This window comes from Croceivirga sp. ABH4_376 (genome assembly GCF_056160685.1).
On sequence record NZ_JBSWXQ010000028.1, the window covers coordinates 1 to 309 of the forward strand.

General features: G+C 47.6%; 1 protein-coding gene. It reads left to right on the forward strand.

The window, feature by feature from the left end; all coding sequences use genetic code 11:
- On the forward strand, nucleotides 1–309 hold a 309-nt coding region (locus tag ACXAGS_RS15745), incomplete at both ends, for a hypothetical protein (RefSeq protein WP_474908093.1).

The window sequence follows — 309 nt, forward strand, 5'->3', positions numbered from 1 at the left end:
CTATTTTGGATGATGCCATCATCGAGCCGCAAGAGGCCTATACCGTTACCTTGAACAGCACTACCAATCCGTTGGTACCCATCAATAATGCTACCGCAAATGGTATTATCAATGATGATGATAGCACCGGTACGGAAGGTTTGTCCATTGTACAGACCGATGTTATCGTTACGGAAGGCGTGGGCGTTACCGCTACTTTTGATGTTACCCTTACCGGAGCGTATGCTTCTGGTTTCGACGTGGATTTCTCTACCGCTTTTGGTTCGGCAACCGCCACTGACTTTACGCCTATCACCAATGGAACGATTA